This window comes from Acidobacteriota bacterium (genome assembly GCA_028874215.1).
Classification (GTDB): Bacteria; Acidobacteriota; UBA6911; order RPQK01; family JAJDTT01; genus JAJDTT01.
The window spans coordinates 38,089-63,053 of the sequence record JAPPLF010000072.1 but is presented as its reverse complement, the minus strand read 5'-3'; the positions used below and the strand labels follow the sequence as shown (position 1 = coordinate 63,053).

The 24,965-nt window shown below is 59.3% G+C and carries 20 protein-coding genes; 11 read left to right on the top strand and 9 right to left on the bottom strand.

From position 1 onward, the window contains the following. A partial coding sequence (locus OXT71_14670; GenBank protein ID MDE2927635.1) for a hypothetical protein occupies positions 1-226 on the bottom strand: 226 nt, incomplete at its 3' end. On the opposite strand from OXT71_14670, the gene OXT71_14665 reads away from it, so the two are divergent. Further along, positions 153-413 (top strand): S24 family peptidase, encoded by a 261-nt coding sequence (locus tag OXT71_14665; GenBank protein ID MDE2927634.1) that lies wholly within the window; start codon positions 153-155, stop codon positions 411-413. The two genes, OXT71_14670 and OXT71_14665, sit on opposite strands and share 74 nt — an antisense overlap. Before the next feature lie 108 nt (positions 414-521). On the opposite strand, the gene OXT71_14660 is transcribed toward OXT71_14665, so the two are convergent. The 3 genes from OXT71_14660 to OXT71_14650 all read right to left on the bottom strand — a co-directional run bounded on the left by OXT71_14660 (position 522) and on the right by OXT71_14650 (position 6,939). Next, positions 522-1,772, bottom strand: coding sequence for a three-Cys-motif partner protein TcmP (locus tag OXT71_14660; protein ID MDE2927633.1), 1,251 nt, complete (start codon positions 1,770-1,772; stop codon positions 522-524). Positions 1,773-1,787: 15 nt separating this feature from the next. Next, the gene (locus tag OXT71_14655; GenBank protein MDE2927632.1) at positions 1,788-2,513 is read right to left on the bottom strand and encodes a phage Gp37/Gp68 family protein; all 726 of its coding nucleotides are present in this window, start codon (positions 2,511-2,513) and stop codon (positions 1,788-1,790) included. A gap of 346 nt (positions 2,514-2,859) precedes the next feature. Further along, entirely contained in the window at positions 2,860-6,939 is a 4,080-nt protein-coding gene (locus OXT71_14650; protein ID MDE2927631.1) for a restriction endonuclease, read from the bottom strand. Between the two features lie 1,393 nt (positions 6,940-8,332). On the opposite strand from OXT71_14650, the gene OXT71_14645 reads away from it, so the two are divergent. After that, positions 8,333-8,893 (top strand): hypothetical protein, encoded by a 561-nt coding sequence (locus OXT71_14645; GenBank protein ID MDE2927630.1) that lies wholly within the window; start codon positions 8,333-8,335, stop codon positions 8,891-8,893. 344 nt (positions 8,894-9,237) lie between these two features. Here the strand turns inward: OXT71_14645 and OXT71_14640 are convergent, their stop codons facing one another. Beyond that, positions 9,238-10,197: an oxidoreductase gene (locus OXT71_14640; protein MDE2927629.1), complete on the bottom strand. Its 960-nt coding sequence runs from the start codon at positions 10,195-10,197 to the stop codon at positions 9,238-9,240. A gap of 136 nt (positions 10,198-10,333) precedes the next feature. On the opposite strand from OXT71_14640, the gene OXT71_14635 reads away from it, so the two are divergent. Together OXT71_14635 and OXT71_14630 are read left to right on the top strand one after the other, a co-directional pair. Next, the gene (locus OXT71_14635) at positions 10,334-11,662 is read left to right on the top strand and encodes a Gfo/Idh/MocA family oxidoreductase (protein ID MDE2927628.1); all 1,329 of its coding nucleotides are present in this window, start codon (positions 10,334-10,336) and stop codon (positions 11,660-11,662) included. Between the two features lie 16 nt (positions 11,663-11,678). Continuing rightward, positions 11,679-12,731, top strand: coding sequence for a sialidase family protein (locus tag OXT71_14630; protein MDE2927627.1), 1,053 nt, complete (start codon positions 11,679-11,681; stop codon positions 12,729-12,731). Between the two features lie 20 nt (positions 12,732-12,751). Here OXT71_14630 and OXT71_14625 read toward each other — a convergent pair whose 3' ends face one another. Continuing rightward, on the bottom strand, positions 12,752-13,504 hold the full coding sequence (locus tag OXT71_14625; protein ID MDE2927626.1) for a class I SAM-dependent methyltransferase: 753 nt from the start codon (positions 13,502-13,504) through the stop codon (positions 12,752-12,754). Positions 13,505-13,772: 268 nt separating this feature from the next. On the opposite strand from OXT71_14625, the gene OXT71_14620 reads away from it, so the two are divergent. The 6 genes from OXT71_14620 (at position 13,773) to OXT71_14595 (ending at position 20,738) form a co-directional block, all read left to right on the top strand. Next, positions 13,773-13,979, top strand: a complete 207-nt coding sequence (locus OXT71_14620) for a hypothetical protein (GenBank protein MDE2927625.1) — start codon at positions 13,773-13,775, stop codon at positions 13,977-13,979. Between the two features lies 1 nt (position 13,980). Next, the gene (locus tag OXT71_14615; protein ID MDE2927624.1) at positions 13,981-14,409 is read left to right on the top strand and encodes a type II toxin-antitoxin system HicB family antitoxin; all 429 of its coding nucleotides are present in this window, start codon (positions 13,981-13,983) and stop codon (positions 14,407-14,409) included. A gap of 164 nt (positions 14,410-14,573) precedes the next feature. Continuing rightward, complete coding sequence (locus OXT71_14610; protein MDE2927623.1) at positions 14,574-16,139, top strand: hypothetical protein; 1,566 nt, start codon at positions 14,574-14,576, stop codon at positions 16,137-16,139. A 267-nt stretch (positions 16,140-16,406) separates the two neighbouring features. Beyond that, entirely contained in the window at positions 16,407-16,673 is a 267-nt protein-coding gene (locus OXT71_14605; GenBank protein MDE2927622.1) for a type II toxin-antitoxin system PrlF family antitoxin, read from the top strand. Beyond that, complete coding sequence (locus OXT71_14600; GenBank protein ID MDE2927621.1) at positions 16,670-17,083, top strand: PIN domain-containing protein; 414 nt, start codon at positions 16,670-16,672, stop codon at positions 17,081-17,083. The genes OXT71_14605 and OXT71_14600 overlap by 4 nt, the downstream gene beginning before the upstream one ends. A gap of 97 nt (positions 17,084-17,180) precedes the next feature. Next, positions 17,181-20,738: a hypothetical protein gene (locus OXT71_14595; GenBank protein ID MDE2927620.1), complete on the top strand. Its 3,558-nt coding sequence runs from the start codon at positions 17,181-17,183 to the stop codon at positions 20,736-20,738. A 392-nt stretch (positions 20,739-21,130) separates the two neighbouring features. On the opposite strand, the gene OXT71_14590 is transcribed toward OXT71_14595, so the two are convergent. Then, positions 21,131-22,216 carry a site-specific integrase gene (locus OXT71_14590; protein ID MDE2927619.1) on the bottom strand — a complete coding sequence of 362 codons (1,086 nt, stop codon included), beginning with the start codon at positions 22,214-22,216 and terminating at the stop codon, positions 21,131-21,133. Between OXT71_14590 and OXT71_14585 the strand changes: the two genes are divergently transcribed. Continuing rightward, positions 22,209-22,562 carry a S24 family peptidase gene (locus OXT71_14585; GenBank protein ID MDE2927618.1) on the top strand — a complete coding sequence of 118 codons (354 nt, stop codon included), beginning with the start codon at positions 22,209-22,211 and terminating at the stop codon, positions 22,560-22,562. The genes OXT71_14590 and OXT71_14585 overlap by 8 nt on opposite strands. Before the next feature lie 108 nt (positions 22,563-22,670). Here OXT71_14585 and OXT71_14580 read toward each other — a convergent pair whose 3' ends face one another. Then, positions 22,671-23,921, bottom strand: coding sequence for a three-Cys-motif partner protein TcmP (locus tag OXT71_14580; protein MDE2927617.1), 1,251 nt, complete (start codon positions 23,919-23,921; stop codon positions 22,671-22,673). 15 nt (positions 23,922-23,936) lie between these two features. Then, on the bottom strand, positions 23,937-24,662 hold the full coding sequence (locus OXT71_14575; protein ID MDE2927616.1) for a phage Gp37/Gp68 family protein: 726 nt from the start codon (positions 24,660-24,662) through the stop codon (positions 23,937-23,939). Between the last annotated feature and the right edge of the window lie 303 nt (positions 24,663-24,965).

Sequence of the window (24,965 nt, the reverse complement as noted above, 5' to 3'; positions counted from 1 at the left end):
GCGGCCAGTACTTGCTGACGACGAAACGTCGTCTCCCCCGGCGATCCTTCACCTTATAGATGCCCATATGCATCTCCTCCTTTCTGGATCCGGGTTCTTCGCCGTGGGAAGAATCGTACCACGGTTCCAGAGAATCGACTCTGGCCGTAATGATGATCAGATCGGCCAGTTTGCGAAATGTGCCGATGGCCTTGCCGGAAGGCTGCGTGACCCCGGTCGACCACAACCGGAGGCGACGGCTGCGAGGACATTTCTATGTGGTTCGCAAGAGCGATGGCTTGGTCGTCAAGCGATCCGTGATCGACGATTCAGGCAACTGGCTGCTGGTCAGCGATCACCCGGCTTGGGAGCCCGAGACATGGGGCGAGGACGAGGTAATCGGGAAAGTCAAGTGGATGACAGGGGAACTGTGATCACAAATAAATGGAGGTAGGTCTCTGAGACCGCGGAGCGGCGCCTTAGATTTCCTCGGGGAATCCCTTCATGCTTATTGGAAACTCCAATTGCCTGTCTGCAAAACCTTAACGGCGGCGGGAAATTCCGGGAAGCAACAGCGTATTGGGAAGTGCAATCTGATCGGAAGGCCGAAGACGTCTCAGAGTATGGGAGCGCACTTTGCCATCGGGATCCAAAATTCTAAGTTCTCTTTCCCGGAAAAGTTGGAGGACCGCCTCGTCAAGATCCGAGAATCGAGCGGCTGTCTTGTTTGCAAGCATATGCCGCATCGTGTCAACGGTGATCGGGGTTTCGGATACCAAACCGAACAGTTTCTCCGGCAGGGAATTCAAAAGTTCCGACCGCATCTGCTCGGCGTCATGCCCTGTAAAATGGAATAGGGGCAGTGTCTTGGAGTGCAATCCTTCCCATCCCAGCATCCCGAAATCGCCGGGACCGTAGTGTTCGAAGGTATTTGAAATCTCCCAATGCCGCTGAATCATGACATCGCGCGCAGTAGGATGTCTCGACAGATGGAGGAACCACAAGGCACGGCGTGACCGACGAGGTCGGATGAAGAATGGAGTATCATAGGTCGCTCTCGTCCCGGTGCGAATATGATTACGCAACGTTCTCTGAATAAGGGCTCGACCGCCATCTCCATCCCGGTACTCGATCAACTCGCGTATTTGTGCTTCCGACAAATCGATCGGAGCGACTGCCTTGATCTGCGACCGTGTTTCCGCAAGATGGTTGACGAGCGCATCTGTGGCAAACGTAAGTATGACCTCCGCAGCCGGCAGTTCACGAAAAATCCGAGCTACGAGTTCCAGCGCGACCTGTGCGAATCCGGTCTGGTCAAGAAGAAAAATTGAGCGTCCGGCGCGAGGTTGTCGGCGGCGAATTTTCGCGATGATATCGTCAAGCACTTCCTCGAATCGTTTGTTAATAACGACAATCCGTTCCCCATCAACTTGGTAACCGCGTTCATCCAGAACTTTCTTGAGATGACCTATATGGGCGGCCTCCTTATCGACAAAGTAGTACCCGAAGTCGAAACGCAGAGGATTAGTACGGCGTCGATTCAGTCTCCCTTTTGCTTTTTCGGATTCCTCAAGCATGATCAATGGGGATCCCGAAACTACCTCTTTGCCGTCCAGAAACGTACCCCCTCCGGCAAAACCATCAACAAGATCGAGTTTGAATTCTTCGCGATGAGGATTGATGTTCAGCCTATCGAGATAGGCGTGCAGGTAGCTGCGCAAAACATCGAGCTTTGCCTTGCTGTGTGCCTCGATCAGAGGTGGGGATTCGTCAGGATGCCAACTGAAATTCACGGTCTCGCGTCTCCGTCAAGGGTAACCAGGCATGGCGTTATGCTCAATGCCCTCAAGCTTGCGTCCGCCCGCCTTCGGCGTACGCCCCCCCCATTGTTTGAAGAAAAAGTCAACTCCACTTTGTTTGCACATATCCCTGATATCAAGGACCCAGCGTAGTTCCATGGGGCGTGCCTTCGGGCCGCTCTCCCCGCCGACGATGACCCAGGAAATCCCTTGCAGATCAATCTCTCCCACAGGGCCGAGAAGCGGTTCGATGGAAAGAAAACGAATGGTGATCGGAGCCGTCTTAAGGTGTTGAATCCTGGCGGTTGCCTTGTGATCTTCAACGGACACTCCGCACCAGATATGGCGCGGCGTCGCGCTGCCATCGTACCTTTGTAGCAGGTAATTCTTCATCAGTGAGCTTCGCTTCGTGAGCACCTGATACACATGCTGGTCAGCAGACTCCATCGTCTCAAAAACACGATCGATGAACTTTGTTGGAATTCTGTTGTGAAACAGGTCGCTCATCGAATTGACGAAGATCCTTCTCGGTCGTTTCCACGAAAGCGGTTGGGAAAGGCGCTCTGGGCGAAGCGTAAGATCAAACCCGCTCTCAAATGGATGCCCGGGTGTGCCGCGGAACCGCTCGGAAAGGCGCTCAGCATAACAATTGTCGCAACCGCGAGAGACTTTAGTGCAGCCGGTTACCGGGTTCCAAGTTGCATCAGTCCATTCGATTGCGGATTTGCTCGCCATCTGAACAATCCATTTAAGTATGTCCCGCCCTCTTTCGCCCTGGCCCATTCAGCCAAGTCAAACTGAACTCATTGAGCAACTCATACTACTAGCCCGTCCTGTCATGTTGGCTCGGGCTCAGATCGACTGTACCGACAGTCCCGATTCCCTTGTCCCCAGCACCAGTGCATGCCTGCGAGTGGCGCTGGCTGAGATGGAGGCGTTGTAGGAGTCGTTGCGTTGGAACAATCACAACCCCCAAAGCTGTGAATCGAGCACATTGAGAGCTTCTCGCCGCACCGCTTGAGCAAATCAGCCTACGCCCTGAAGTAGCCACACACCTCCCACGCAGAACAGAGATACGCCTTCACAGATTGATCTCCGCATCTGGCGCGCCGGCGCTTAGCGCGTTCATCCAGGCAAGGCAAACATCACGGGAGTAGTAGCAGCCGTGGACTCTTGTTTCCCGACGTTTCACGACGGGAAAGGTCGAGTAGATATGGCGGACATCGTCGCGGTTCGTGACGCCGTATAGATGGAAGAACACAGCGTCGAGCTTGGAGCGCAGGATCAGACGACGCTCTTCGTTCCAGATGAAGGGTGGCTTTACGACTCCCGCCTCGTCAACGTAACCCATATCGCACGCGAAGGGCGCCATTTCATGAGAAGTGTAGGTCAACTCAAGAACGGCCGCTCGGACAATCTCCCTGGCCGTTTTGGGGCCGAAGCGGACGGCCTCGTAACGGTCAGGCGGGACGAGTGGGAGTTGCTCCAGGATGTATTTGTTCAGGTTCCGTGATTGGATCTTCTGCCTAGCGACATAATCGCAAACGAGCGCACAGAGGTTCGCGACCAACAGAGCGAGATCAAATTCAGTCATTCCATCCGCAAAAGAGAGGATCGGTAACGAATTGCCAAATCCAGCGTCTGGGACAACGCACGCAATAAGGCTTCGTGCGTTGTTCGTATTGCAGATGTGGTTGAAACCGATCCGCCAGTTTCCACGATCGACTTCGGAAATATGGGTCGCATTGACCCAATACCTCGGATGCGGTACGAACGCGGGATCTTGGAGGTCCGCCAGACCTGCTCTTACGGCCACCCCTTGACTGCTGATGCTATTGGGATTGATGCGAACGCCCGCATAGCGGTGGTTGTGAATCTGGATCATCTTGCCTTCGTAGAGGGGCATCCAGTCACCGGAAGGACTGGCGAAGCGGTTAGCTCCCAGGTGCCATGCACCCTCCGTCTCATCGAGCTCCTTGCGGGTGCGGAACAGGCCGGAGTCGCTGGTCATGTGGAACATCGTCTTGTATTTCACCGGCCATGCCTTAACTTCCCCGCCCGTTGACCGATCAACGAGGATCGGCAGGCGGCTGTAGATCGCCGAGGTCAGTTCGGCGTCACGGCGGAACCGGAAGATCGGTACGGTTCCGGTGTTTGGATTGACCCGTCGCAAGAGATTCGCGGATACGCGAAAACGTCGATTGGAGTCGTTGAATTGTTCCCACGACGAGATGCGGACACAGAAATCAAAGTCAGAGAAATGGTGCTGGGACTCTGCGAACACAAATACCGACGGCTGTTCCTCATGATGAATATCTGGGAAAAGCCATCCACGCCGGTTCTCGAAAGCGAAGAACACCTTCACGGAACGAGTGCGAATCCGTTTAGCGAAGAACGGTGCCGAAGTTTTGTCCGTCGCAATACCGATTGGGGTCAGTAGCCCCACCATGCCACCGGGTGCGACGAGCGTCATCGCCCGCTCCACGAACAGAGAGTAGGTGTTCACATCGCCACGAGAAAGATACGGATAATCGCCGCTCGTCCGCGCAATCCGGACAGCGGACTCGGCCCGCTCGCTCGCACGTTCAAACTCTGAGGCAAGCGGGTCCCCTGCATCGCGCAACGCGGCGATCATGCGCTTTCGGTCAGCGGCCCGCTGCGCGTGTGCGATCTCAGGGTGGCGGGCAGCGAACCACTCAACTTGCTGCAACTTCATTCGCTCCCAGGGTGGATTGCCGATCACCGCGTCGAATCCGCCATGCAGCTCGGCGGCTTCCCACTCCGACCACACACCGGGGAAAGTCACCTGCCAATTGAAAAAGTGTTCTTCACTGTGAATCTGCTTTGCTTTGTCAAGCAGTTCGGAAAATCGCTCACTGCCCTCTATCTCCGTTGAGACTTTGACTGTGCCCGAGGCAATGTCCACAGGGTCCCCGAAGATTCCGGTGAAGTATGCAAAAAGCGCATTCTTGTCGTCGCGATTACGGATATGAAGCCAATCGAAGGCAAGGACCAGAGACAGGAACGCATCTAATGGCGTCGTCATCGCCTCGATTTCAGCGAACACTTCCGCAGAACGGTGGGCTTCCGCAATCTCGGCATCGGTCAGTCCCTCGATAATCTGCATGGGAGCCGCAGCCCGTGTGGCCCGTTGTAGTGGCCCTTTCAAAAAAAGTGGGCCGCCTTGCTCCTTCGCCTTGTCGATGCCGACACGGACCCATGAACCGAACAAACTATCGCCGCAACGAAGGTGATGATCCAAGAAACTCAACGGTGCCCCGACTGTGAACGTGTGTAGCCAGAGCGCGACCTTGGCCAGTTCGACGGCCATGGGGTTCTTGTCGACGCCGTAGACGCAGCGCTTGAGAACCATGCGTCGGACGATATGCCGGTCGTCGAGTTGTTGCGCATCGATGGTCCAACCTCGGTCCTCGGCGTTGCCTATGATCGTGTTTCGGATCACGTCGATCCTCTCGGTCAACGGCGAGATGTAATCGTCAATCAAGGCTTCCGCCTCGGCCATGGCAGAGATCACTCGATCAGCGAGGTGATCCACCAAGTTGACCAGAAAATGTCCTGAACCCATGGCGGGATCGCAGATTTTCAGGTCGAGCAGCTTCTCGGCCGGATCGACGCGCTTCAATTGACCTATCTTGCGGTCTTCAGGCAGATGACTCGTGGAGAGATCGGAAATCTTAGCAGCGAAGGCGTCCATCCGAGACTGGACTAGTGGTTCTACCGTTTCCTTGATGATCAGGCCGACCAGATCGTCGGGCGTGTAATAGCTGCCAGATCCCTTCCGTGCAAAGACGTTCGGGCGAACGACAATCTCACGGCCGGCGCGAACGATCTCCTGTTCGATCAAGCGTTCGTAGATCGTGCCAAGCTGCTGAACGCCGAGATCGCGATAATTGATGTAGCGGCGGCCATTGGGGGTTTGCTCAAATGAAAGCGCGTCAATGACATTGGCCATTACTTCATCGCTGAGCCGAATGTTGTTGAGCAGTGGCACGCGTGGCCGGTCGAAAAGCCCGCCGTTGTAGGGTGGTAGGCCGATGGACTCGTCTCCTTGATCGATGGCCCGGCAAAGGTCGTCAACGGCCGACCAGTACCGGGCGGCTTGTGCGGAGAAGACATCACCACGATCTTTGCGTCGCCCGACATCACCGCGCACCTTCTCACGTAGCGCGTAGTCGTCGTAACTCGTATTGCGTACAGGTAAAAGGTCACGATCCTCGGCGTAGAAGATGAACAGGAGACGATAGAGGAGAACCAGGGCGGCCTCGCGCACGTCCGGCAATGATGACTCGGGCGTGTTGGCTGCGATGGCACGGGCAAGTTCGGGGAAGACTTGGTCGAAAACTAGAGCAGAAAGGCTGGCGGCGACGCGTTCCTCGTAAAACCGGCCTTCCTCAATGGCTCGCTGATGGAACGTGCGCGGGTCGGTCGTTCCCGAAAGGAAGGCTTCGCGCCGGAAGACGAGCATGAACACCTTCAGCCAGTGGCGGCGATCATCTCTTGTGATGGATAATGGCCCGTCGCTGTAGCCGGGGAGTCCGAGAAGCGCCGCTAGATTCATCTCAAAAAACTGTTCCGAGACGGAACGGGCTCCCTGATAGTAGAGCCGCCACCGGGCACCGTTCGTGAGAATGCCCCAGCGGAGCCTGCCGGTGGTCAAGTCGTCCACACGACGAAGATAGCGGAGCATCTGGGTCGACGGCGCTGTTTCCTCCCCCCGTCGCCCGGAACGGCGATCAATCGGCCGCCGCCAGCGCTTCGACTCGACCACTGCGACTCCGAACTCATAGCGCTTCCATTCTTCGGCAAAGCTGTTGGCTCGGGCCTTCGCCTCAGCGTCCGGGAACAGCAGGCCGTCGGGCACGTCCGCCCGACCGTGAGCGGAGAGGTTTTGCTGCCGCAGGCTCGCGGTCCAGCCGAGATGCACCAGGATAGGCCAGATCAGATCGTCTTCCGTCTGGCTTTCATTGGGTAAACTGGCACTTGGAAAGGCGTCGAAAACCTCCCGCACAAAGGCTTCGAAGGTGCCAAGTTCAATGGGAGAGATGTCCCGCCAGTCATCTAGATGAATGACTGAATCTTGAAGGAAATCATGGGCGAAGAGACTTCCTTGGAATGGACCGGCAATGCTCATCGCGTTCATTCTTGCACATTACGCCACCATGCCTGTGCCGATAATCCATGGTCTAGTTCACCGGCACAGGCGCGGCCTGCGCCACACGGACACCGAAAGCGACTTGGTAAGCGCGAGGGCAATGCCTGAAGCCAAGTCGGACCAAGCCTGGTGCCCGGCATGCACGGGCGAATCGTGAGAGGAGATCAGATCCAGTACGGGATCCAGGCCCAGGGAATGATTCGCATTTGGTCCGCCAGATCATTGCCGACGAATCAGCCAGAATGAGAACCGTATACGGCCACTTCATAGGGTGTACGAATTGCCTTCCCGCCAGGGATATTTTGGACGGGAGCGACCCCCCCAGGGGGTGTTGAGCAATGTGAATTGCGCAACACCCCCGCGCCCGCACCGGGCAGCAAAAAGGGGGGGTCGCTCCCGTCCACCTCCATTTTCCCCGTGCGGCCACCCGGTGGCCGGAAATGGGGCCGCAACTGACTGAAAGGAAAAAAGATCGGGGAGAGTGCATTTGTGAGTCACCGGGACCGCTTTTTGTGAATCCACCCCCTTTGTCCCATTCACATTCCGGATCGGCCACCAGACCCCCTTTACGCACAGCTGAAGCGAGTCGCCGTAACCCTTTGCGACTGCCAAGTGCGGAACTGTCTCGGCGACCCTCCCGCCGTCTATTAGACGGCATTACTCACTTTCGGGGTGGACCTATTTGAGGGGAGGAGATCAAGCCCGACCCGATAGTCTCGCCGTCCGACGCAGGTCCGCTCGAAGCTCATGGACGCCGGGATCGGTTCGGGTGACCAGGCTCCCGAGATTCCCCGCACCGAGCGCGTCGGATCAATGGATGGATCGGTCTCCAGGTCTTGACCTTCGCCGGCCAGGGACCTCGCCCCGTCACCCATCCGTCGGCGCTTCTGCCCGAACAGGTCTGTGAGCCGGTCCGCTATAGAGATCGAGCTGAGCAAAGGAACGGACGAATCCGACTCTAGTGAAGGCCAGACGCCGTCCTGGGAAACCGGGAACCGCTCCCGGAGATTACGGCCACAACGGCAATCATGAGACATGAGCCTGATCGCCTCTGGCCTGATTGTTGCCGATGGCTCTGTGGCGGGCGTGATGTTCCACGCCGTTGCGTACCGCGAGACCGTGACCTTGACGCTCATCCGGGCCGAGGGAAGTCGCTTCTCACGGGCAGCCGACGGCCAGACGGCACCATTCTTGCCAGGTCACTCAGCCGGAGTCATCTCCCGCCGAGGCGAGGAAAGAGGTGAGGCTCTCCGCTAGAGGACCATGGGGTTGTTCAGACCTTTCCTAAGTTCACTCCATCTGAACCTACCCAGTGAGCTGATTGCGGAGAAAAATTCACATTTCATGATGCGAGTCTGATCACTACTGGGAGGTGGGCATCATGAGAATCCTTAAAGGCATGCGCAACAGGCGGTTCCGGAAAACGATGGCAGCGGGATTGGTCCCCTTGCTGCTCCTGGTGGTCCTGCCGGGCTGCGTTGCCCGGAACATGCCGGATTGGGACAAGGTGGAGAACATCCGTGACAACGCGATCACGCGGGTGGAACTGTATGAGGACAATACTCTTGATACCGGTCCTGCCAAGTACACGGGTCAGTTTTACGGAGCGTCCTCTCGGTCCATGACGATTGTGTCCAAGGATGGGACGTCGCAGACGTTCCAGCGACCGGACATCCGCAAGGTGCTGGTCAAGCGTGTCTTCGGCAAGCGGTGGGCCGGATGGGTCGCCCTGGGCCTGGGATTGGCGCTTTGCTCAGGTTTCCTGAGTGACGACTTCGCTCCCAGTGCCCAGGTTCTATTCGGAATTGCCCTTCCCGTCGGCGTCTCCATCCCGTTCTTCATGGGCTCAAAGATGGGAGGCGTTTACGAGATCCCTCCATCGCAAAGAGGAGAATGGAGCCAGGGTGGTCCTGGACGACCGGAATCGAAGACCGGCAACTAGATATTGTTTCCAAGGATCACCTTGTGATGAAGGTGAGTGAAGGCGGGGAAACCGTTGTCAATGGGCAACAAATTTGTCAGGGTTAAAGCGTTGCCGTGCGTTGCTGTCCAAAGATCAACACAGCGCAACCATAATGTGTTTCGAACCTGAGGAACAAGGGGAAAGAGAAGAGATTGTCGGCGTTCAGGAACCGATTCGGCTGCCTGTTTGTTGCCTGTTCAGGATGTCAAACGCTGGGAGTCAACCACTTTACCGATTCGGCGAAGAACCCGGTAATCCATTGAAAACGTTAACCTTTGGTAGTTTTTGACTATGGAGCAGTCGGGATAGGAAAACCCCCACTCCTAGAAGACTTCAGGATTGACGCAGTGCTGGGGTCGTTTCCCCTCCAACACGGCCAGCATGTCGTTGGCCATGGAACGGCCGACCCGGTCCATGGCCAGTTCGCTCATGCCCAGGGAGTGGGGCGCGAAGAGGCACCGGGGATGTTTGAAGATCCGGTGGGAGACATCGGGAGGTTCGGTGGGAAAAACGTCCAGTCCCACGTAGCTCAGTTGCCCATCGTCCAGGGCGTCGGCCAGGGTATCGAGGCCGTCGGTGATTCCGCCGCGGGCCAGGTTCAGCAGAACCGCCCCCCGCTTCATGCCGGCGACCGCGTCCCGGTCGATCATGCCCCGGGTCTCGTCATTCAGAAGCATGTGAAAGGAGACGTAGTCGGACCGGGCCAGCAGTTCCTTCAACTCAACCTTGCGGACCCCGATCTCGGCCATTCGACCGGCGTCCACGTAAGGATCGTAGCCCAGGACCGTCACTTCGAAGGGCTGAAGCAGCCTGGCCAGGTAGGAACCGATCCGTCCCATCCCGGCGATGCCCACCGTATGGCCGGCCACGTCCCCGACCAGGCCGTCGTAACGGATGTCCCAGTTGCCTTCGCGGACCGCCGAGTCCATGGCGCGCATGTTCTTGATCAGGCAGAGCAGCATGCCCAGCGCCCCTTCGGCCACGGAGAATCCACCCACCGGGGCGATGATCAGGGGAATCGACCGGCGGGTCAGAGCCGGAACGTCCACGTTGTCGTACCCGACGCCGGTCCTGCCCACGACCTGGAGATCGGGCGCGGCCTCCACCAGCTCGGGGGTGATCCGGGCCTCGCCCCGGGCGACGATCCCGATGGTTCCCGAGAGCAGGCCTGACAACGTCTTCTGGTCGGTGGCGGGCGACGTCACCGTCGGCGCATGGCCCTCCAGCAACTCGATCACGACTTCTTCCACAGGGGCTGTAATCAGGAATCTCTTCTGAGCCATGGGGGGTTCCTATCCTTAGTCAGTGTTTACGTTTAGGGGCCGTATCCGCCTTGTCGCGGTCCCACCGCTTCGCTACCATTGTCCAATCGGTTCCGACAACCGGAACCCGCCGATCAAACCTGACGGAGTATGAGCCATGAGTCAATCTTCCATCAACAGGCGTTCCTTCCTGTCCCGTTCGGCCGGAGCCGGAGCCGGACTCGCACTGGCCGGATTTCCCGCCATCGCCAAGTCCCGTGACGTGAACGGCCAGATCCGGGTCGGCATCGCCGGTCCCGGCGGCCGCGGCCGGGGCATCATGAGGGAGTTTTTCGATCATAACCAGCGTTTCAACGCCCGCCTCACGGCGGTTTGCGATGTCTGGAACGACGCCCGGGACCAAGCGAAGGCGCTGACCGAGGAAAGGCAAGGGTCGTCCCCCAAGGTCTACAAGCACCACGAACAGATCGTGAACGACCCGGAAATCGATGCTCTCATCATCGCCACTCCGGATCACGCTCACGCCCAGATCCTGGAAATGGCCGCCAAGGCGGGTAAGGACGCCTATTGCGAGAAGCCCATGGGCAACGTCCTGTCGGAGACCAACGCGGCGCTGGACGCGGTGAAGGAATCGGGCAGCATCGTTCAGATCGGCACCCAGCGGCGGAGTTCTCCCAAGTACCGGCAGGCGGCCAAGATGATCGCCGACGGGATCATCGGTGACGTGGTCAAGGTCGACCTCCACTGGAGCTGGTACAGCGCCTACCGCTGGGCCAAGTCGGACGAGCAATTGGCCAAGATCAGGGAGAGCGACGTGGACTGGAACACCTGGCTCATGGGCAAGCCGCACCGCCCCTTCGATCCCAGGGTGTTCCGCTGCTTCCGCCTCTGGAAGGACTTCTCCAGCGGCATCATCGACCAGTGGATGACCCACGGCATCGACATGGCCCACATGCTCACCGGCACTTCCTACCCCCTGAACGCGGTGGCCCACGGCGGCATCTACGCCTGGAAGGACTGGCGGGAGAACGCCGACACCATCGAAGTCTCGCTGGAGTATGAAAAGGACGGCCGTAAATTCCTCATGGTCTACTCCACCAACCTGATCAACGGATACGGCAAGGCGACGCAGGTGCACGGCACACTGGGCAGCTTCGAGGCCGGCGGCTCCACCAACAGGAAAGACTGGAGCGAGGGCCGGGCCGAGCCCAGCGCCAACCCCAACGTTCCCTGGCACTTCTCGGGCCGGGGAGTGGAGGCGGACGGCAAGATCGAGGACCAGGTCCCCATTCCCGATGCGCCGGGCGAAAGGAGCCACGTCGCCAACTGGCTGGACGCCATTCGCGCCCGGGACAGCAAGCGGCTGCACTGTCCGGTGGAGGCCGGTTACGGTCATTCCGTCGCCTGCATCATGTCCACCGATTCCTATTGGAGCGGCCGGCGCATGACCTTCGATCCCGTCAAGCGGACGATTCAGGCCGGCTGACGCCGACGAGTCCGATATGGCAACCATCGAGATTCTGGGTACGGGACGGATCGACGAGCGTGAGTCGGCGTTTCCCCAGGCCGTCCAACTGCCCGGCGGAGACATCCTCTGCTCCTTCAACGTGGGAGGCGGCGCTCACGTCACCGGCGGTTCGGATTGGGCCCGGTCCACAGACGGAGGGGAAACCTGGAAGGTGGAAGGAACGCTCCTCCCCCGGGTCGGAGGTTCCACCAACGCGCTGAAGCTGAGCCTTTCCTCCGACGGCCGGACCGTCTACGCCTACGGATCCCGACACCACGCCCGGGCCACCAAGGTGTTCGGCGATTCGGAAAACGAGGCCGTGTTTCTCCGCTCCACTGACGGAGGACGGACCTGGTCCGCTCGCCGCACCATCCCCATGCAGGGGCACAGGAAGTTGGAGATCTCCCACGGCATCCTCCCGCTGCGGTCCGGGCGCCTGCTGGCGCCGGCCGCCACCCTGGTTTCGGCGGACACGCTGGGCAAGCAGGTCCTGGCGGCCGTTTCCGACGACGGCGGAGAAACGTGGCCGCGCCATGCCGTCGTGTTCGAAGACCCGGAGGGGAAGCTGGGTTACCTGGAGCAGAAGCTGGCTCAGGCGGATGACGGCCTGCTGATCGCCACCTGCTGGACCGTGACCCTGGGGGACGTGGTCGACCAGGAGGACTCCTACGTGCTCTCGCGGGACGACGGCCTCACCTGGAGCGCTCCCCGCAGCACCGGCATCCGGGGCCAGACCATGACGCCGATCCCCTTGGGCGGTGACCGGCTGATGGTCCTCTACAACCGGCGGTACGGGGACCAGGGAATCGTCATGAACCTGGTCACCTTCTCTCCCGAAGGATGGGAGATTCACTACGAGGGTCTGATGTACGACCCGGGAACCCGCCAGGAAGGGCCGACCGGCCGCGGTGTCGAGGAGTACGGCGGCTTCCAGTTCGGGTTCCCCACGGCCATCCGCCTCCAGGACGGCGACTTTCTGGCCACTCACTGGTCCCAGGAAGGGGGCCGGTTCGGGGTGCGCTGGACCCGGCTCAGGGTCGACTGGTAGGAAGCCGCGGTAACGGAACTTCAACCGCGCGCGGACTTGGTGAATCGGACGGCCTGCACCAGGTAGCGCCGGACCGGGTCCAACTGCCAGGTCCACGGCTCCGACTGCTTCAGATTCCGAACCGCCCCGAGTGCTTGCCGAATCCCTTTTGGATCCAGACCGAGAAAGTGACTGCCTTTTCGTGCCGTCTCCGGCGGTGAGGGCGAATCGGGGTCAGAATCGGCCTCGGCCATGTCCGTCACCACGATCCCGGTCCCGCCGGGAGCCGTCAGGCCGGTCATCAGGCGAACATGGGCGTCCCGGACCTGCAACATGATCCGGTCGCGGTGGAGCCCGGGTGGCAGGACGCGGCTCACCGTCTCCAGGAGCTGGCTCACGACACAGGTGGAGACCACCAGGTCGAAGTCGCCCGCCGGTTCCGGCCCTGTGGCATGCTCCGAATCGGAGAGGCCGGAGAGATCCAGGTCGTCCCGAAGATGGATGTTGGACCGCTCCGGCACTCCCTGGCGGAGTAGCGCGCCCTCCATGGCCTCCCGGTCCAGGTCGAAGAGATGGACCTCGCCGCACTCGGACGCCAACTGGACCAGGTCCAGGTCATTGCAGTTCCCTGCTCCCAAAATCGCCACCTTGCCCTGACGCCGGCTCTCCTCGCCCAACAGTTCCATGACCCGGTTCCGGTGCCGAGTGAAGGAGCGCCAGTTCTCCCTGGTGCTCCGGTTGGCGGCCCGCTGTGCCTGGCTTCGCCGCTGGAGTTCAGTCTCGAGCCGATTCACGACCGCCCCTCAAACAGGTGATTTCCGAACTGGTAGTAGAAGTCTGGAATTCTACGCCGTAGTCACCGTGAAGAAAAATCCGCCATGGTTTTCGCCCCTGGCTACGTTCTTAAGAAGAAGAGGCACTCCGAAGGTCATGTCCTCACGGTTCTCACCTCGTTGTCCATTGTCTCGCGCACGTTTGCGCATTCGATTCAGGACTATGGCAGCCGGCACGAGACAGGGAACTGCGTATTGAACTTCGTACCTTTCGGTACGAAAATAGACCATGACTGGACTTGAGTTCATCCGTCGCGCGAGGCGCTATGCGAGACGAACCGGCCAGGATTACCGATTGGAGCCCAGTCGCGGCAAGGGCAGCTACGCCCGCTTATGGATCGGCGAGCATCTCACCACGGTGAAGCGGGGTGAATTGCCGCGGGGAGCCCTTCTCGGAATGTTGAAACAGTTGAAGATCTGCAAGGAGAACTTCTGAGATGCGATACGCCTACCCTTGTGTCTTGGTCCCCGAAGAAGAGGGAGGATTTTCCGTTTCCTTTCCGGACGTTCCTGAGGCACTGACTGGCGGAAACGACCGGACTGAAGCCTTGGCCATGGCTGAGGATGCTCTGGCGACAGCCTTGGCGGGATACGTTCAGGAACGGTGGGAGATTCCAGCGCCGGGCACAGCCGCCAACGGGCAAGAAATGATCGCCGTCCCGCCCGTCGTGGCCGCCAAGCTGGCCCTCTACAGGTGCATGCGCCAGAAGGGTATCACCAAGGTTGCGCTTGCCAAGCGCTTGGGTGTGAGCGAGGCTGCCGTCCGAAAACTCCTGAACCTGGATCATCGATCCCATATCAACCAAGTCGAGAGAGCGCTTCGGATCGTTGGGCGCTATCTGGTTGTCGAAGACAGAGTCGCCTGAATCCGAGTTGACGTCCCCCTGCAGTTATAGGCAGCGCTGCAGGCCCGGAGCCAAACCCGCAGACTGCTCCACCTGCCGGACGTGAACGGCCAACACCTGTGTGGTACTTTTCGGTGTTCCCGAACAAGAATGTCACCCCTTCGATCCTATCCACAGAGGAGCCCATGAAAACCCATTTCTGGACGCGAACGCTCTGCGTCATCGTACTGTCCACCATCACCGCCGCCGCTTCCGACGTTCCGAGCCTGTTGGAGATCGGCAATCGCAAGCAGTTGTTCATCGACGACTACATGATCCAGAGCCTGAGCGATGCCAAGCAGGTGCTCAACACTGCGGCCAAGGAGCCGAGCAACCCGGTTCTCCGCCCGGACCGGCCCTGGGAGGGACATCTCACGCCCGTGGGCAAGGTCATTTACGACCCCGAGGAGAAGCTCTTCAAGATGTGGTATTCCACCAGCGGCGAATGGCGCGCGGAACCGGGCGGGCAGCTCTCCGAATACCACTGGACCGACACCGGCGCCGTCTGGGAGCGGGTTGAAGCTCCCTACCGTTACGTGGGGATCTACCACAATTACAAATACAGGCTCTGTTACGCCACCTCCAGGGACGGAGTCCACTGGGTGAAGCCGAACCTGGGCAAGGTGGAGTTCGACGGCAGCCGCAACAACAACCTGCTGCCGGCCGACAGCCGGGCGCCGACTTTCGAAGACCCCAACGAGACCGATCCCGCCAAGCGGTACAAGTCGATAGCAATGACCCGCACCACGGACCCGCCCGGCATGCAGTTGCACGTCTACTATTCCCCGGACGGATTCAACTGGACCCCCGAGCCGACCAATCCGGTGATGGACACGACGCCGGAGCCGGGCCGCTGGGGCCCCACCCACTACATGGGATGGGACCCGATCCGGAGGGTCTACGCCGCCCACATCGAGAACTGCCTGCACCGCAGGTGCCCCACCGGCATCAGGACCGTGGGACGGTCCGAAAGCCCCGACTTCAGGAATTGGAGTCTCCCCCAGAACATCCTCCTACCGGACGATGAGGACTACCCGGACGCCGAGTTCTATCTCTTTCCGGTGGTGGCCTACGAGGGCACCTACATCGCCACCCCGTGGATCTTTCGAACCACGCGGACGCTCCATTACCCGACGCTGGCCTTCAGCCGTGACGGCGTGAACTACGAACGGAAATTCCGGGAGCCCCTGGTCCGTCCCGGCCCCGAGGGGAGCTTCGACTCGGTCAGCGTCTACTCCCAGGCGCCGATCATGCAGGGGGGGAAGATCTGGATTTACTACACGGGCGCCAACTGGCGGGGGCCCGAACAGCTCTATCTGAAGCAGGAGGCCGAGGGTGAGGCGCCGCTGCGGGCGCCCGGCCTGGCGACCCTGCCGGAGGACGGATTCGTCTCCATCGACGCGGGAAAGCTCAAGCCCGGAATTCTGCTCACCCAGACCTTCAGCTTCGAAGGCTCGGGCCTGCACGTCAACATGGAGGCCGCCCGGCACAACGACGGGGCCGGGATTCCCCAGATCAAGGTGGAGATCCTGGACCACCAGACCCGGCCGCTGCCCGGCTTCTCGTTGAAGGAGTCGGACCCCATGGCCGTCCGGGGAGCCGTCCAGGCCAGTTGGCAGGGCAACAGCGACGTGAGCTCACTGGAGGGCCGCCCCGTCCAGCTTCGATTCTGGATCCGGAACTCGAGCCTGTTCTCGTTTCAATTCAAGTAGAATCGGAAACGCTGCGGAGTCGCAATCAAATCCACCGTCGCGTTTCAGCTGCCGACGTGTTTTGTCCTGTTGCGCAACAACGCTGCGAGAGATTTTCTACGTCCGGTGGAGATCCTGCGCGAGCGGGGTGGTTCGCGAGTTCTTGGGACCAAGTGCACACCAATTTCACACTTGTACGGGAACCATGTCTGCTGGCTCCTGGACTCTAGCGTGTATCAATGATATTTTATAAATTCATTGAATAGTGATTTCCCATTGAGAGAACATATGAAGCAGATCACGACAACAATTACACAGCGTGGCCAAGTCACCATTCCCGCAGAAGTGCGGCGAATGTTGGGTGTGAAACCCAGGGACAAAGTCGCATTCACCATTGAAAAGGGCGAAGTGCGTCTAGAGCCGGTTCCCTTCAGCCTGGAGTCGGCCTACGGGTCTGTGAAGCCTTCAGGCCGACCCGAAGACTTCGAGAGAATCACCCAGGCGGCCAAGGATTCCAAAGCTGAGAAGACCGGACTGGCGTTGGAAAACACATGAAGTTCTTGGACACAAACGTCATCCTGCGCTACCTGACTCGTGATGACGAGGTCAAGGCCGAAGCCTGCTATCGCCTCTTTCAGCAAGTCAAACAAGGGCGAGAGGAACTTTTTGTCTGTGAAGCCATCGTTACTGAGGTCGTCTACGTACTATCTTCGCATCGTGCTCCATATCGCCTTAGCCACGAGGAGATCAGAGCCCGGCTCTTGCCGATACTGACCCTCCGAGGGCTGAAGCTCCCACAAAAAAAAGTCTATCTGCGTGCGCTCGATCTCTATGCCTCCTCACCCTTTCTAGACTTCGAGGACGCGTTGACCGTATGCCATATGGAGCAACGGGGGATCACTGAGCTGGTTAGCTACGACAGAGATTTCGACCGGATCGGGGCAATGCGAAGGATCGCCCCATGATCTGAAATGCTCGTGAGCGATGCCCGCTTCCCGGCCCGAACATCCTGCCGGTTCGGGGTCCCGAGAAAAGAGGCAAGACTCAAACTGGAGCACATTGTTGAAGCAGCTGATTGTGACCTCTGGCCGTTACATTTTCGCCTTGGCGCTCCTGTCGGGTTCCGGAGCTCTCGCGTCTCACACACGGCCGAGCGCGGTCAACGGCATTTCGACGACGGCGGACAATCGGATTCTCGTCGAACTCCAGCCCGAAGACACCCAGCCGGCCAACCATTTCGACCTGAATGGGATGACGCTCGTCTTCACTCCAGACGGACGGGGCGGGTACTCGCGTGACGTCCGAAGCCTGGAATGGGAGGAAACCCTCGGTGCCGAAGTAACCCTCAAGTGGGAAAAGTTCCGGGATGGCGTCGAAGTCGAGTTCGGGGACTTCGAGTTCGACTACTCTGGTCGCCGGTGGAATTCGGTCTTCATGAGCAAGCACGGCCTGCTTGCCTTCGGCGCACCGCTCGAGCACTCGAAACATTTCGCGGCGTGGTTTTCCCCGATGACCGAATCGGCAGCGCGGCTCGCCACCACCCCGACGATCAGCGCACTGTATAAGCCGGCGTTTGGAGGGCTTTATGGGCTCGATCCTCTTGCATCCCAGTTCGTGGCGCGCTTTCCGGATCGCGTCGTGGTCACCTGGTTCGCGTCCGAGTACGACGCCTTCCGACTAGACGTTCCTGACCACGCGGAACGCTTCCAGACGATCCTGTACGCCGATGGCGCCATCCAGTTCAACTACGGCCGCATCACGGTCCGCGACGGCGTCGTCGGCCTGTTCTCAGACGTGGTCGAAAAGGGCGACCTGATCGCGTCTGTCGCAGATGCCACCGACCCTGGCCTTCCCGGCCACCTCGATCTGTTGGAGGTGGCGCTGTACGAGACCGAAGCTGACACTGTGATTCTAGAATTCACTACCAGAGACCCCATTCCCGAGCCGACCACGGGTTTCTACAACTATCGGCTGTTCTTCGACACCGAGCCGCCGTACTCGCAGGACTCGTCGGACATAGATCTCGTCTGGAAGATCGAGATCGGCGGCGACAACAGCGTCTGGGGCGGCAAGTCCCGCCCGGGCGACAGGGCGAATCGAATCGAACTGGTGGCCGACATCGGCGATCTCCAGGGACTTTCCGCGTCGGTCTGGGCGGGCGCCCACGAGTACGATGACAACCGCTCGTTTGTGAGGGGGGATGGCACCACTCCGGTGTCCTTGCGCCTGCCCACCATGGCGCCCGCCGATTTGTCGGAACCTGATCACGGGTCTTCCCGGACGCAGAGGGAGGTCTTCCATTATCGGGACCTGCCGGACATGGCGGTGATCGCCTGCCGCATTACCGAGAACCTGGGCGACCGGTTCGACCTGTTGATCTTCCATAACGAGTTCCGCGTCGATTCCCAAGTGAACAATACCCAGTGGCAGAACTACTACAACGGCATAAGGGGAATTGGGCGCGAGCATACCTGGGGGGAAGCACCGTGCGGCGACGGGCGCCTTCTGGGCCACTTCGGAAAAGCCGTCTGGATCGAGCAAGCAGGAGGCCGCAGCCACGACTGGAGAAACGGAAACTTCAAGGGCGATCTGACTTGGTTCGCGCACGAATTGACACACTCGTGGACCGCATATCTTTCATATGTCGAGAGCAACGGGATGCGCGGACGTTTGTTCGCCGATTCCTTGGCCGATGGCTGCCGATGCCACTGGCGGGGTGAGCTTCATGCTCCGGCCGCGTATCCCTGGGGCGGGGAAAAAGCGCATTCATTGATGATGGGAGGAGAAGGGGGAGGGTTCTGGCGCGACAACGGCAACGGAACCTTTACGGCCATAACCGACTTCGGGGGCGCTTCAGGACTGTCGTGGCTCGATCTCTACGCCATGGGTCTGGCGGAGGCCTCTGAGGTACCGGACTTGTACGTGTTGCGCAACCTGGAGCCGGCACCCGGGAACGACAGGGCGGGATGGAGCGGGCGGTATCTGGGAACGTATCATGCCGACAAGGAAATCGTGGCGATCGATCAGGTCATTGCGGCCGAGGGTCCGCGAGAGCCGTCGGCGGCGACCGCGCAAAAGGACTTCAACGCGGGATTCGTCTATTTGCTGGAGCCGGGGCGGAAGCCTGAGCCCGAGCTGCTCCGTCTGCACCGAGACTACCGCGACAAGGTGATCGAGTACTGGTTTCACATAACGGGCGGACGCTCCCGGATCACCACCCGTGTGGGTCCCCGGATCACTCAGGAATTCCCACACTTTGCCGACGGGGTCTGGCAGGGCCAATCCACCACCTCCGACCTGGTTCTGGTGAACGTGGACACCTCGGTGATCCACCCGGCCGTCTACTTCTACAGTCCGAAGGGCGACCTCATCGCTCCCGAGTCGGTGGTGGACGTGCGGGGCGACGTGGAAGCGACCGTGGACGGCGGCGTCACGACGGCGATCGAGCCTTCCGGCGAGTGGACGCTCTCCACCCGGGGACGAAACGAACTGGTGACGGGATCGGTGCGGGTGATTTCGGACGGGCGGATCGGCGGGATCCTGCGCTTCAACGACGCCACCGCCGGCGTGGCCGGAGTGGGAGCGGGCCAACCCGTCAACGACGCCATCTTCCCCGCTCGCCGTCAGGCCGGCGGGATCAACACCGGCGCGGCGGTCCGCAACCTGGGAGAGCACGCCATCACGGTGCGCTGCCAACTGCTGCAAGAGGGTAACGTGCGGATGGAGGCGCAGATCCCGCTGGCGGTCAACGGGCAGGCGGCCCGGTTCATCAACGAGCTGTTTCCGGACATCGACACGTCCGACTTCGTGGGCTCGGTGCGCTGCCGGGCGCCCGCTGGGGCATCGTTCGCCGGTGTGGCCTTGGAGATGGATTTCCAAAACCGCATCTTCACCACCTTGCCGGTCGTGCCCGTGTCTCCCGTGCGGACCCAGGAGGACACGCAGTTGCATTTCGCCCACTTCGCCAACGGGTCCTCCATTGCCTCCGACCTGGTGTTGGTGAACGTGGCCGCGGGGCCGGTTCGACCCGCCATCTATTTCTATGACCAGGAGGGAGGTCTCATCGCCCCGGCCGCGGTGGTCGATGTGAGGGGGGATCTGGAAGTGAGCGAAGACGGCGCCTTGACCTTCGGGCGGACGCTCAGGCCCCTGGGGGAGCGGACGCTCACCACCACGGGAGAAGGGGAGCTGAAGGTCGGATCGGTGCGGGTGGTCTCCGACGGCCCCATCGGCGGGGTCCTGCGCTTCGACCACCCGGAGTTGGGCGTGGCCGGAGTGGGGGCAAGCCAGCCGCTCACGGCGGCCGTGTTCCCGGCCCGCCGCCAAGCGGACGGAATCAACACCGGGGTGGCGATCCGAAACCTGGAAACGGAAACCCTGACGGTGACCTGCAAATTGACGCGGAATGGCCACGAACGAGCCGAAACCCCGATCAAGTTGGAAGCCAACGCACAGACGGCCCGGTTCATCGACGAAATGTTCAAGGAGGCCGATACTTCCGACTTCCTGGGATCGGTTCGTTGTGCCGCTCCCGAGGGCCTGAGGTTCACCGGAGTGGCTCTGGAGATGGACGTCGGCCGCCGGATCTTCACGACGCTTCCGGTGGTGCCAATTCAATGACGCTGTGTCGGGCACGGCCGGAGCCGACGAAACTCCCACCTACGCCCCTCAGCTGAGTTCACGGGCGTCCTCCGGAATGGGAAGACATCGAAATTCCTCTGTGTCTCTCGTGGGCATGAATCAACTCCGGACCGCCCGTCAACCCGGTCCAAGACCAAATCGAGGCCGCGGGCCGGCCCACAGACCTGCTCGGGCAGAACTTCCGACGGATGGACGACGGGGCGAGTTCCCTGGCCCGCGAAGTTCAAGGCCGCAGACCGATCCAATCCGCTGATCCGACGCGCTCGGCGGCCCTCCGGTCTCGGATAGGACTGAAAGTCCGTTGCTCTGTCCAGATGAGCTACGAACTAGATCCTTTATTTTCAACAGGTTGTCCCAACTTTCCCCTCGAATCATTCCACCTTGTTTATTACCCGTTGCCTGTTTGTTGCCTGTTGCGATTGTGAGTCTTCGTTAGCCTGTGCCTCCCGTATGCTGGCAAGCGCATGAGAACTGACGTACCCTGCGTAGCGCATCGTCGTGCTGATGGCCGAGTGCCCCATCAACTTCTGCACCGTCCTCACGTCCACCCCCTGCATCAGCCAATGGCTGCACCGGAATCGCCTCAGATCGTGAAAACCGACCTTCAAACCCACCCTCTCGGCGGCTCGATGTAGCGGCTTGTCCGGATTCACCCATCTTGTCCCTGTTCTGCTGTTGACAAAGACGTATGAGGTGTTCAGGTAACGTGGAAGCCTGGCCAGGTATCCAGCAGCGTACTTCGAGAGCGGAATCTCCCTCGGCTCGTCGTCCTTGGTGAATTCCACCCATAGCAGCCTCCGGGATAGGTCCACCCGTTTCCAGGTGAGCGACAACGCTTCGCCTTTCCGAATCCCCGTCTCGCCGATCACCGCAACCATGGCTTGCAGGTAAGGGTTGTCCATCGCCTCGACCAGGTCGCGGAACTGTTGAACCGTCAAGGGCCGGAAGACCTTCCTGGGTTCTTTGAGTTTGGGGAATCTCACCAGCGGGTGCGTGTCCACCTCTCCGCACTCCAGCGCGTAGGAAAACAGCTTGCTGATGGCGGCAATGTCGCGGTTCACCGTGGCCGGCTGCACTTGCTTCTTCCTCTTGGCGACGTAGCGGTACAGGTCCTTGCGGCGGAACTCCTTCAGGGGAATGTTCCCCAGCATGGCGTTGAGGCTCTTGAACGAGAGCGCATAGCGACGCCGGGAGCGCATGCGAGGTTTGCAATACTCCTCGAAAAATCGCTCGTAGAAGCTCCGGACCGTCCAGACGGTACGGTTCCCGCCGGCGAGCTCCTCCTTGAGCTGCTTCCATGTGCCGTCCAGGATGCTGGACTCGATTCGTGTTTGAAGCGCCTGTGCGCTCCGGTAGTTGGGGGCGTACATTCGGAGCCGACCGGATCCATGCGGCCAGTACTTGCTGACGACGAAACGTCGTCTCCCCCGGCGATCCTTCACCTTATAGATGCCCATATGCATCTCCTCCTTTCTGGATCCGGGTTCTTCGCCGTGGGAAGAATCGTACCACGGTTCCAGAGAATCGACTCTGGCCGTAATGATGATCAGATCGGCCAGTTTGCGAAATGTGCCGATGGCCTTGCCGGAAGGCTGCGTGACCCCGGTCGACCACAACCGGAGGCGACGGCTGCGAGGACATTTCTATGTGGTTCGCAAGAGCGATGGCTTGGTCGTCAAGCGATCCGTGATCGACGATTCAGGCAACTGGCTGCTGGTCAGCGATCACCCGGCTTGGGAGCCCGAGACATGGGGCGAGGACGAGGTAATCGGGAAAGTCAAGTGGATGACAGGGGAACTGTGATCACAAATAAATGGAGGTAGGTCTCTGAGACCGCGGAGCGGCGCCTTAGATTTCCTCGGGGAATCCCTTCATGCTTATTGGAAACTCCAATTGCCTGTCTGCAAAACCTTAACGGCGGCGGGAAATTCCGGGAAGCAACAGCGTATTGGGAAGTGCAATCTGATCGGAAGGCCGAAGACGTCTCAGAGTATGGGAGCGCACTTTGCCATCGGGATCCAAAATTCTAAGTTCTCTTTCCCGGAAAAGTTGGAGGACCGCCTCGTCAAGATCCGAGAATCGAGCGGCTGTCTTGTTTGCAAGCATATGCCGCATCGTGTCAACGGTGATCGGGGTTTCGGATACCAAACCGAACAGTTTCTCCGGCAGGGAATTCAAAAGTTCCGACCGCATCTGCTCGGCGTCATGCCCTGTAAAATGGAATAGGGGCAGTGTCTTGGAGTGCAATCCTTCCCATCCCAGCATCCCGAAATCGCCGGGACCGTAGTGTTCGAAGGTATTTGAAATCTCCCAATGCCGCTGAATCATGACATCGCGCGCAGTAGGATGTCTCGACAGATGGAGGAACCACAAGGCACGGCGTGACCGACGAGGTCGGATGAAGAATGGAGTATCATAGGTCGCTCTCGTCCCGGTGCGAATATGATTACGCAACGTTCTCTGAATAAGGGCTCGACCGCCATCTCCATCCCGGTACTCGATCAACTCGCGTATTTGTGCTTCCGACAAATCGATCGGAGCGACTGCCTTGATCTGCGACCGTGTTTCCGCAAGATGGTTGACGAGCGCATCTGTGGCAAACGTAAGTATGACCTCCGCAGCCGGCAGTTCACGAAAAATCCGAGCTACGAGTTCCAGCGCGACCTGTGCGAATCCGGTCTGGTCAAGAAGAAAAATTGAGCGTCCGGCGCGAGGTTGTCGGCGGCGAATTTTCGCGATGATATCGTCAAGCACTTCCTCGAATCGTTTGTTAATAACGACAATCCGTTCCCCATCAACTTGGTAACCGCGTTCATCCAGAACTTTCTTGAGATGACCTATATGGGCGGCCTCCTTATCGACAAAGTAGTACCCGAAGTCGAAACGCAGAGGATTAGTACGGCGTCGATTCAGTCTCCCTTTTGCTTTTTCGGATTCCTCAAGCATGATCAATGGGGATCCCGAAACTACCTCTTTGCCGTCCAGAAACGTACCCCCTCCGGCAAAACCATCAACAAGATCGAGTTTGAATTCTTCGCGATGAGGATTGATGTTCAGCCTATCGAGATAGGCGTGCAGGTAGCTGCGCAAAACATCGAGCTTTGCCTTGCTGTGTGCCTCGATCAGAGGTGGGGATTCGTCAGGATGCCAACTGAAATTCACGGTCTCGCGTCTCCGTCAAGGGTAACCAGGCATGGCGTTATGCTCAATGCCCTCAAGCTTGCGTCCGCCCGCCTTCGGCGTACGCCCCCCCCATTGTTTGAAGAAAAAGTCAACTCCACTTTGTTTGCACATATCCCTGATATCAAGGACCCAGCGTAGTTCCATGGGGCGTGCCTTCGGGCCGCTCTCCCCGCCGACGATGACCCAGGAAATCCCTTGCAGATCAATCTCTCCCACAGGGCCGAGAAGCGGTTCGATGGAAAGAAAACGAATGGTGATCGGAGCCGTCTTAAGGTGTTGAATCCTGGCGGTTGCCTTGTGATCTTCAACGGACACTCCGCACCAGATATGGCGCGGCGTCGCGCTGCCATCGTACCTTTGTAGCAGGTAATTCTTCATCAGTGAGCTTCGCTTCGTGAGCACCTGATACACATGCTGGTCAGCAGACTCCATCGTCTCAAAAACACGATCGATGAACTTTGTTGGAATTCTGTTGTGAAACAGGTCGCTCATCGAATTGACGAAGATCCTTCTCGGTCGTTTCCACGAAAGCGGTTGGGAAAGGCGCTCTGGGCGAAGCGTAAGATCAAACCCGCTCTCAAATGGATGCCCGGGTGTGCCGCGGAACCGCTCGGAAAGGCGCTCAGCATAACAATTGTCGCAACCGCGAGAGACTTTAGTGCAGCCGGTTACCGGGTTCCAAGTTGCATCAGTCCATTCGATTGCGGATTTGCTCGCCATCTGAACAATCCATTTAAGTATGTCCCGCCCTCTTTCGCCCTGGCCCATTCAGCCAAGTCAAACTGAACTCATTGAGCAACTCATACTACTAGCCCGTCCTGTCATGTTGGCTCGGGCTCAGATCGACTGTACCGACAGTCCCGATTCCCTTGTCCCCAGCACCAGTGCATGCCTGCGAGTGGCGCTGGCTGAGATGGAGGCGTTGTAGGAGTCGTTGCGTTGGAACAATCACAACCCCCAAAGCTGTGAATCGAGCACATTGAGAGCTTCTCGCCGCACCGCTTGAGCAAATCAGCCTACGCC